Here is a 9,248-nt window from a genome sequence, read left to right as displayed (position 1 = left end):
CCGCCACCGCCCGCGGATTCAAGGTCATCCTGGCCTACTGGGAGGACGGCGCCGCCTCCGGCGGCAGGATCACCAACCTCGCCGCCTGGAACGCGATGTGGTCGACGGTGACCAACACGTACGGCTCGAACACCAACGTCTACTTCGAGCCGATGAACGAGCCGCACGGTTACAGTTCGGCGGAGTGGCGCACGGTTGCGGCCAACTGGCTCAGCTACCACTACTCGGCGGTGCCCGGTCGGGTGCTCATCGGCGGCACCGGCTTCAGCCAGGACCTGCGGGACATCTGCAACGACAGCCGCTTCAACGCGACGCTGCTGTCCTTCCACCACTACGCCTTCTTCTACGGCGCAATGACCTACGACGCCTTCCGAAGCCACATGCAGACCCGTCTCGGCAACTGCGCCTCACGGGCGGTCGCGACCGAGTTCGGCGCGCCCATGAACGACGGCCGCAACTACGCCGACGCCAGCAGCACGGACAACTTCGTGCGACACATCCGCGCCATGGCCCAGGTCATGCGCGACAACCAGATGGGCGGCACCTACTGGCCCGCCCTCGGCGGCAAACCGGGCAGCATCGGTTACGACTGGTACTCGATGTTCTCCCTCAGCGGCAGCGGCACCGACCTCAACCTGACGGTCCGCAACACCTCCGGCGCTGACCAGATCCGGTACGCGTGGGGCGACACCATCGGGGGAGGCCCCACGACGCCTCCGCCGGCGACGGGCACGTTCTACCGGATCACCGCGCGGCACAGCGGCAAGGCCATGGACGTCCAGTCACCGAACACCGACAACGGTGCGCGCGTCGGTCAGTACACCTACGGTGGCAATGCGTGGCAGCAGTGGCAGTTCCAGGACGCCGGCAGCGGCTACTGGCGCATCGTCAGCCGGCACAGCGGAAAGTGCCTCGACGTGGTGAGCGCTTCCACCGCCGACGGTGCCGAGCTCGTCCAGTACACCTGCGGCACCGGCACCAACCAGCAGTTCCAGATGGTGACCAACGGTGGCTACTTCCAGCTCCGCGCACGCCACAGCGGCAAATGCGTGGACGTACCGGCGTTGTCGACCGCTGACGGCGTGGTCCTGAAGCAGTATTCGTGCAACACCGGCGCCAACCAGCAGTGGTCGCGGGCGGCCGTCTGAGGTTCGACTCGGCCTGACGTGATGCGGACCGTGGCGATGGTGCGGATCCTCGCCGACCAGGCCGCGATTGCCAGCGGGCGGAAGTCACTACGGGCACATGTGAGGATGCCTGAATGGAACAGACACTGAGTCGGCGGGCGGCCTCGGACGCGATCAGCGACCAGGGATGGCGGTATCTGCTGGGCGCGTTGCGCACGTCGGTCCCCGTCGGCTCATTGGTCCAGGCAGCCGACGTGGCGGCGCGCGTGGTGGCGGCGTGCGGCAGCGACGCCGATGGGCACCTGCGCGCTGATATCCGGCCAGACCGGGTCGTCTTGACCCTGCAGTCGATGGATCAGGCGGCGCTTACCGCTTGCGATATCGACCTTGCGCATCGGATTTCCGCCGCCGTGCGGACCGTCGGGCTACGGACGGAACCTGAGATTGGTACGGGAGCGCCGCGGTCGGTTCAGCTCGTGGAGATCGCTGTCGACGCGCTCGACATCGCAGCGGTCCGGCCGTTCTGGAAGGCCGTGCTGGGCTACACGGACGAGCCGGGAGCCGACGGTCCCAAGGATCCGATCGTCGACCCGGTCGGGCAGAGTCCGACGATCTGGTTTCAGCAGATGGACCAGCCACGCCCGGACCGGAATCGCATCCACTTCGACATCTGTGTCCCGCACGACGAGGCACCACGGCGGATCGAAGCCGCGCTGACGGCCGGTGGCCGACTCGTGTCCGCGTCCGATGCTCCCGCCTTCTGGGTTCTCGCCGATATCGAGGGTAACGAGGCTTGTGTGACGACCTGGCAGGGCCGAGACGACTCGTAGACCGGACTGACCGGCCAGTCGAAGGTCGCGACCGTTGGCGCGTCGGCGATGCTGTGGGCGTGAAGTACGTGTCCAGAGTGCCGCGACCGCCGCTGGACGGGCTGATCGACGACCTCTACTACCTGGAGGGTGCGCCGCCGTACGCCCGGCTGACGCTGCCGGCAAGTCCGGCGGCGTTCCTCATCGTCAACCTCGGGGCGCCGTTCCGCATCCGTGCCGGCACCGACATCGAGACGGCCGAGTACGCCGACGGCTGCGTGGTCACCATGCCCACCCGCGCCTTCGAGTTCAGCTATCCGTCGGTGACCCGGTCCGTCGGCGTGCACTTCAAGCCCTGGGGGCCGGCGCTGTTCCTGCCGATGCCCGCGGCCGAGCTGTGTGACCGGCCGGTGACGGTTGAGCAGGTGTGGGGCCGGCCCGCCATTGCTGAGCTGCGAGACCGGCTGAACGCGGCGGACGGACCTCACGAGATGCTGACGCTGCTCGAGGAGGAGCTGATGCGACGGCTGGGTGACGCGGCCGGCCTGGGGCTGGTCCGCCACACGAGCAGCGTGATCGCGGCGACCAACGGGGCGGTGGCTATCGACGACCTGAGGGTTTCAGCCGGTGTCAGCAGCACTCACCTGGCACAGCGGTTCAAGGAGCTCATCGGCGTCACGCCGAAGCGGCTGGCCCGCACCTACCGCTTCACCGCCACCGTGCTCTCGATCAACCCCGCCGAAGCGATCGACTGGGCCGACCTCGCCAGTAGCGCGGGCTACTTCGACCAGGCCCACTTCGGCCACGAGTTCCGGTCGTTCACCGGGCTCACACCGACACGGTACGTCGAAGTCCGGCGACGGTTCCTGCGCGAACATCCCGGCCACGTGCTGGACGGCTGGCCGCTACCGGCCGATTGATTTCTTACAAGAACGGCAGCTCACGAGACTCTAACCTGAGGGCATCCCCAGTCAGAGGAGCGCCCATGGGCAAAGTGGTCATGTACAGCTCGGTGTCGGTGGACGGCTTCATCGCCGACGACAACGACCAGCCCGGACCGCTGTTCGACTGGTTGCTCAGCGGTGACGTGCCGTTGGACGAGAGCGGCGCGTTGAAGGTGTCACAGGCGTCCTACGACTACACCCGGTCCTACTGGGACCAGATCGGGGCGACGATCACCGGCCGCCACGTCTTCGACATGACGGACGGCTGGGACGGGAAGCCTCCGAGCGGGATCGACCACGTGGTCGTCGTGACGCACCGGCCGCAGCCCGAGGGCTGGGACCCCGAGGCGCCGTTTCACTTCGTCGACGGCGTCGAGGCAGCCGTGGCCAGGGCGCAGGAGCTTGCGGGTGACCGCATCGTCGAGGTCGCCGCCGGCGACGTCGGCGGACAGGTGCTTGCCGCGGGCCTGGTCGACGAGGTGCGCATGGACGTCGTACCCGTCGTGTTCGGGTCCGGCAAGCGCTACTTCGGGTCGGTCGACGCGCAGCACCTGTTGGAGGAACCTGACGCGGTGATTCCGGGCAACCGGGTGCTCCACCTGCGCTACCGGGTGCGGCGCTGACCGATGAGCGGGTACGCGAAGAAGTCTGCGAACGGTGACACACAATCGGCCTGAGGCGCTTGTCCCGTCACTCGTACCGGTACTTCAGCGAGTCCGCCTCCGTCTTTTCGATGTCGGCGATGGTCAGCTCCGGCATCCGCAGTTGGGCCAGCGTCACCTCGGCCGAGGTCGGCTGGGCGTCCGCCGGCAGCCACTGCTCCGGTTTCCAGGCCCCGCTGCGCAGCAGCGCCTTGGGACAGTGCGGGTAGACCTCCTCGATCCCCAGCACCAGCGCGCTGGCCGGTGGCTTGCCCACGGCGGTCAGCTGCGACAGCAGCTCCGGGCGGGTGGAGACGCAGGCCCGGCCGTTCACCCTGAGCGTGGTGGTGCGGCCGGGGATGACGAACATCAGCCCGGCCCGCCCGGTGGCGATGACGTTCTGCAGGGTGTCCAGACGTTTGTTGCCGGTGGCGTCCGGTATCGCCACCGTCCGGGCGTCCAGGACGGCGACGAACCCGGCGGGGCCGCCGCGCGGGGTGACGTCGCAGTTGCCCTCGGCGTCCACGCTGGCCACCAGGACCAGCGACGAGCAGGCGATCAGCCGCCGGGTCTGCTCGGTGAGCTCGGTCATCTGCTTTCGCACGGCCGCGTCGCTGGGGAGTTCGTAGACCCGGCGAAGCACCTCCTGGTCGGGTACGGCGTCGAGGCGCAGCGAATCGAAGGCTGTGGCGGCAGGGGCTGACGTCATACCGCCCGATCCTAGGGTGCCTATCGAATGAGTGGTGATCTTGCCTCTGCGGCCGGCCGTCCTTACCTGGAATGGCCGCATGCGGCAGGCGCTGAAGCAACTCACCTTCTCCGAGCACTCCGAGTGGTTCGGCCTGGGCCCGACTGGCGCTACGCCCAGGGCGGGGTGAACCGGCCAACATACCGGCGAGCACGGGGCACTGGGTCGCGCCAGAACTGGTCCGGCATCCGGTGGTGGTGCTCCGCACAGAATTCAGCGAGATCGACAGTGATCCCGACGCGCTCCAGCGGATGGCCCTCGAAGTCGGCGTTGACGGCCAACAGTTGCGGCTCCGGATTCCACCCCGAATGGTCGAACGCCCAACCATTCCAGCTCGCGTAGGCGTGGAAGATCTGCGGGTCGCCCGCCAGACGCACCGCCGCCACGTCGATCGACCGGGCCGGGTATGCGTCTCGACAGGCCCAGGCGAGGATGTGACACGCTCCGGCAGCGAAGAAGGCCTGGTCAGCCCGGGCCCAGGCGACCTGCTGATCTGCTCGCTCGAGCGCCGTCCGGCGGAAGGCTCCCGCTGCCTCTGCTGTCACCACCCCATCACCTCACACCGGACGCGGGCCTTCTGCGGAAGGTCAGATCAGGATCGCGGCGAGAGCGCGGAACGCGTCGGCGGGGAACGCCGTGGCGTCACCGCCGTTGAGCACCTGGACCGCCACCTCGTCCGCGCCAGCCTGGTAGTGCTTTTCCAGCCCGGCTGCGACCTGCTCGGCTGTGCCCCAGGGGATCAGGGTGTCGACGAGGCGGTCGCTGCCGCCGCCGGCGAAGTCCTCGTCGGTCCAGCCGAACCGCCGCAGGTTGTTGGTGTAGTTCGGCAGTGCGAGATATCCGCTCGTGTATTGCCGGGCCGTGGCGCGCGCGGTGGTGGGGTCTGCGTCGAGGACCACCGCGACCTCGGGAGCGAGCAGCCGGTCTGGCCCGAGTGCCGCGCGGGCCTCTGCGGTGTGTTCGGCAGGGACGAAGTACGGGTGCGCCCCGGCTGAACGGTCGCGGGAGAGCTCGAGCATCCGCGGGCCGAGTGCTGCCAGGATCCGCCGCTCCGGAGGGAGCCCGGCAGCGTCAAGACCGTCGAGGTAATCCACCATCTTCGAATACGGCTTGCGGTAGGCGGTGCCACTGCCTTCCAGCAGCACAGCGTGACTGGCGCCGAGGCCGAGCAGGAAACGGCCGGGATGGGCCCGCTCCGCGTCCAGGGCGAATGCCGCCACCTCGGGGGGCGACGAGTGCCAGATGCTCACGATCCCCGACGCGACCCCGATGCGGGTGGTCCCGTCCAGGATCTCCCGGAAGCGGGGGGCGACGTTCTCCCCGAAACCGCCCGAGAACCAGAGCCGTGCATAGCCGAGCTCCTCCAGCTCGGTCGCGGCATCGATGGCCGCACCCCGACTTTCGCTGACGAGGAAGAACGGTTGCCACACGCTGACGAGTCGTTGTGCCATACCGAAACACTAGTCATGCCGAGCGTCATCGGTGGTGCCGTTCTCCGTGCCCGCCGGGCTCCAGTCGCAGGGGCAGTCGTCCTGGCCCTCCGGCAACGTCGTCACCGCCTCGCTGAGCAGGCCGCGCAGGCGATCGACGTTTCGTGCGAAGACCGCGAACACCTCCTGCTGGGTCACACCGTGACCGACCTCGACGCCCGAGTCGAGGTCGGTCACCAGCGACAGCGCGGTGTAACACAGTGCCAGTTCGCGTGCCAGAACCGCTTCGGGGTGGCCGGTCATGCCGACGACCGACCAGCCCTCTCGGCCATACCAGCGTGACTCGGCGCGGGTGGAGAACCGGGGCCCCTCGATGACCACCATGGTGCCGCCGTCGACCGGCTGCCAGTCGACGGAGCGGGCGGCGTCGAGGACCGTGGCACGTCCGACCGGACAGTAAGGGTCGGCGAACGGAGCATGGACCACCCCGGGCAGTTGCCCGTCGGCGCCGGGCGTTCCGTCGTGGTAGGTCTGCTCGCGGCCGCTGGTCCGGTCGACCAGTTGGTCCGGTACGACAAGGGTCCCGGGGCCCAGATCCGGTCGCAGGCCGCCCACGGCGCCCGCTGCGAGCACCTGGCGGACACCGACCGCTCGCAGCGCCCACAGGTTGGCCCGGTAGTTGATGCGGTGCGGCGCAAGGGTGTGACGCCGCCCGTGGCGGGGCAGGAACGCCACCGGGCGCCCGGCGAGTCTCCCGATGGACAGGCCGTCGCTTGGCGGTCCGTACGGGGTGTCGACGGTGAGGTCGGCGACGTCGTCGAGGAACTCGTAGAAACCAGATCCGCCGATCACGCCGATCGGTGGTCGGTCGGTAGTGGGGACTTGTCCTGACATGCGAACTCCTCCTCGGAGCGGAGCGGAGTGGAAGGAAGCGCGTGTGGGACCCACTCACTGACGGTCGGCTCGTCGGTCCCGGACGCGGCGGCTGACCGTGCCGACGACCAGAGCGACAGTGGTGACGGCCCAGATGACGGCCAGCCCGGCAGCGAGGCCCAGCGGATGGTCGCGGTCCGGCAGGCCCGGGTTCGGAGGTGCCGAGGGCGGTCGCCACAGCAGTGGCACCGCGATCAGCAGCAATGTGGCGCTGGCCAGCAGGCCCGCGCTGATCCAGGCCCGGCGTAGCCGGTCTGTCACCAGCCGGCCCAGCGCCAGCCCGACCAGCCCGACCAGCGGTGCCACCAGGAGGTCGTGCAGCACCGGGCCGCCGATCAGCCAAGGCACTGTGGTGCCGAGCTGGGGGAGGAGCAGCCAACCCCCGTACGCCGCCGCCGCGGCACCGAGTGCGGCCAGCAGCAGGCGGACGGCTCTCACCGCAGCACCTCCAGCCGGGCCACCCACTTGGTCTGGAGGACGCCCGGCCGGCTCGGAGCGATGAGACGGCAGGGGTGTCCGTGGTCGGCGGACAGCTCTTCGCCGTTGACCCTCAGTGCGAGCAGGGTCAACGGGTCGCCGGCATGGGCCGCCGGGAGCGTGCTTGCCGCGTAGAGACCGTCGGTCTCCAGCGAGGAGACCCGAACCGGGCGGCCGGTCGGCGCCCCGAACCGTCGGAGCAGCTGGACGACGGGTACGCCGGTCCAGTTGGCGGAGACGCTCCAGCCCTCGACACAGGCGATCGGCAGTGCCGCGGTGCGTTGTGGCAGGGCGGTCAGCTCGGCCAGGGACAGGGTGCCCCGGCCGCCCGGCCAGACGATCTCCAGCCGCCAGTCCGGTGGAACGACGATGCGGGCTGCCGCCGCCGTACGGTTGATCGGCACGCCCTGCGGTCCGGACGCGGACCGCCAGGCCAGCGGCGACACCCGGCGCAGCCACGGCACTGTGACCCCGGCGGTGGCCAGCACGGCGACGCCTGCGACGCCTGCCGAGGTACGCAGGAACGCGCGCCGTCCGGACGAGTCTCGATCGTCGCGCCCGGTGGACGCAGCCTCACCCACCTCCTCCCGCCGCAGTGGCGTTCGCAGCGCCGCGCTGGCGACCGGGAGCTTCACTGCGATGTGCAGCAGCAACGCGCCCACCACCAGCCAGGCGACCGCGTAGTGCGCGGTCGGAAAGAAGAATCCCCACGGGTACGACTGCGCCACGTTGAACAGGCCCGTGACCAGTTCGAAGAACGCTGCGCAGACCAGGACCAGGATGGAGATCCGTTCGAGGACGTGCGTGGACAACCGGATCGGCTGGCGCAGGGGCGGACGGACGAACAGCCGGGGGTAGACGCTCCACAGTTTGCCGAGCAGCAACAGGATCGCCGCGATCCCGGAGAGCACGTGGACGCCCTGGGTGACCCGGTAGAGGTTGACCGGTCGGGTCGGCCAGGTGAACCAGCCCGGCGGGTGCTGGATGTAGTGGCTCAGCAGTCCGGTGACGAAGCACAGCCCGAACGCCACCCCGAGCCAGAGGCCGAGGCGGGCGGCGACCAGTGGCGAGTGTGACGGCGCCGGAAAGTCCTCCGAGGTGGGAACACGTGGCTTGCGGTTCATCGGCGCGCCAACTCGGTGAACCAGCGCGGGCCGGACCGGAAACCGTCGACGACCCGCATGCCGGCGGCGGCCGCGGTGCGGTCCATCGCCTCCACCCCGACGCGTGCCCAGCTGAACGCCGATCCCCGGCGCGAGCAGGACAGGACGTACGCCTGTCCCTGCCACAGGCCAGCGCCGGGAGGGTCCACCTCGACCACCAGCGTCCCGTCGGCCGCGATCAGGTCGCCGCACCGGCGCAGCAGTCGGACCGGGTCCCCGCCGATGCCGATGTTGCCATCGACGAGCAGGGCGTGTGCCCACCGCCCCTCGCCGGGAAGTGGTTCGAAGACGTCACGTCGCAGGGCGACCACACCCCGGTCCTGGGTCAGGCGTACCGCCTCGGCGGAGATGTCCACCCCCAGTGCGACGAGGCCTCGTTGGGCGAGTGCCATGGTCAGCCGGCCGGGGCCGCAGCCGAGGTCGATCGTGGGGCCGGTGCACCGGGCGGCGACGGACTCGATGGCCGGTTCGGGTGGGCCGTGCCAACGGCGTACCGGCAGCAGGTCACGTCGCCCGTCGGCGTGCACCAGCCAGTGTTCGCGTTGCGCCGGGGGCAACGCGGCGGCCGGCGTACCGGAATCGTCCTGACCGGCCGGCCACGCGTCGAGCCTGCCCAGCACCACGTCGAAACCGTCGAGACTGATCGTCGACCTCACCGGAGGCGTCCGCTCACCAGTTGGCCGCCTACCGACGCCACGGCGTCCGCGAACCGGGTGCCGGGCAGGTCGGCCGCGACCGCCAACGCTGTCGGCCAGTCGTCGACATCCCGTTGGACGGACAGGATCGCCGGGCGTACGCCGCGCCCGCGAAGAGCGGCGAGGGTGCGTCGACCGGTGTCGCCGGTCGACATGGGTACGTCGCGCAACACGCTCCCGTTGGCCGGATCGCGTAACCCGAGTGCCCACCAGCCACCGTCGAGTGCTGGTCCGAACACCGCCTCGTGCTCGGCGAGTCGCTCCAGTGCGGCGGTGAGCAG

Annotated in this window: 12 protein-coding genes; 4 read left to right on the top strand and 8 right to left on the bottom strand. The window is 69.7% G+C overall.

The features are described 5' to 3' along the window. The 4 genes from KBX34_RS32290 to KBX34_RS32275 form a co-directional block, all read left to right on the top strand. Positions 1 to 1,148, top strand: a 1,148-nt coding sequence (locus tag KBX34_RS32290) for an RICIN domain-containing protein (RefSeq protein ID WP_210928878.1), incomplete at its 5' end; no start/stop codon positions are given. A 113-nt stretch (positions 1,149 to 1,261) separates the two neighbouring features. After that, positions 1,262 to 1,957, top strand: coding sequence for a VOC family protein (locus KBX34_RS32285; protein ID WP_210928876.1), 696 nt, complete (start codon positions 1,262 to 1,264; stop codon positions 1,955 to 1,957). Positions 1,958 to 2,016: 59 nt separating this feature from the next. After that, complete coding sequence (locus KBX34_RS32280; protein WP_307871545.1) at positions 2,017 to 2,856, top strand: helix-turn-helix domain-containing protein; 840 nt, start codon at positions 2,017 to 2,019, stop codon at positions 2,854 to 2,856. A gap of 65 nt (positions 2,857 to 2,921) precedes the next feature. Then, entirely contained in the window at positions 2,922 to 3,503 is a 582-nt protein-coding gene (locus KBX34_RS32275) for a dihydrofolate reductase family protein (protein WP_210793800.1), read from the top strand. A gap of 67 nt (positions 3,504 to 3,570) precedes the next feature. Here KBX34_RS32275 and KBX34_RS32270 read toward each other — a convergent pair whose 3' ends face one another. The 8 genes from KBX34_RS32270 to KBX34_RS32235 form a co-directional block, all read right to left on the bottom strand. After that, a complete protein-coding gene (locus KBX34_RS32270) occupies positions 3,571 to 4,230 on the bottom strand; it encodes an MSMEG_1061 family FMN-dependent PPOX-type flavoprotein (protein ID WP_210928874.1) in 660 nt (219 codons plus the stop codon). A gap of 149 nt (positions 4,231 to 4,379) precedes the next feature. Next, positions 4,380 to 4,814, bottom strand: a complete 435-nt coding sequence (locus KBX34_RS32265; RefSeq protein WP_210928872.1) for a hypothetical protein — start codon at positions 4,812 to 4,814, stop codon at positions 4,380 to 4,382. A 42-nt stretch (positions 4,815 to 4,856) separates the two neighbouring features. After that, on the bottom strand, positions 4,857 to 5,720 hold the full coding sequence (locus tag KBX34_RS32260; RefSeq protein ID WP_088948959.1) for an LLM class F420-dependent oxidoreductase: 864 nt from the start codon (positions 5,718 to 5,720) through the stop codon (positions 4,857 to 4,859). Between the two features lie 9 nt (positions 5,721 to 5,729). After that, positions 5,730 to 6,593 carry an S-methyl-5'-thioadenosine phosphorylase gene (locus KBX34_RS32255; protein WP_210928870.1) on the bottom strand — a complete coding sequence of 288 codons (864 nt, stop codon included), beginning with the start codon at positions 6,591 to 6,593 and terminating at the stop codon, positions 5,730 to 5,732. 54 nt (positions 6,594 to 6,647) lie between these two features. Next, a complete protein-coding gene (locus KBX34_RS32250; RefSeq protein ID WP_210928868.1) occupies positions 6,648 to 7,070 on the bottom strand; it encodes a hypothetical protein in 423 nt (140 codons plus the stop codon). After that, positions 7,067 to 8,233 (bottom strand): molybdopterin-dependent oxidoreductase, encoded by a 1,167-nt coding sequence (locus tag KBX34_RS32245; protein WP_210928866.1) that lies wholly within the window; start codon positions 8,231 to 8,233, stop codon positions 7,067 to 7,069. Before KBX34_RS32245 ends, KBX34_RS32250 begins: the two co-directional genes overlap by 4 nt. Then, positions 8,230 to 8,928, bottom strand: a complete 699-nt coding sequence (locus tag KBX34_RS32240) for a class I SAM-dependent methyltransferase (protein WP_374223738.1) — start codon at positions 8,926 to 8,928, stop codon at positions 8,230 to 8,232. Before KBX34_RS32240 ends, KBX34_RS32245 begins: the two co-directional genes overlap by 4 nt. Beyond that, a partial coding sequence (locus tag KBX34_RS32235) for a DUF2064 domain-containing protein (RefSeq protein WP_210928864.1) occupies positions 8,925 to 9,248 on the bottom strand: 324 nt, incomplete at its 5' end. The genes KBX34_RS32240 and KBX34_RS32235, both read right to left, overlap by 4 nt.

It is taken from the genome of Micromonospora sp. M61, assembly GCF_018070245.1.
In the GTDB taxonomy this organism is placed as follows: domain Bacteria; phylum Actinomycetota; class Actinomycetes; order Mycobacteriales; family Micromonosporaceae; genus Micromonospora; species Micromonospora zamorensis.
Note: the sequence above shows the minus strand (reverse complement) of the source record. Positions and strands in the feature narration are given on the sequence as shown.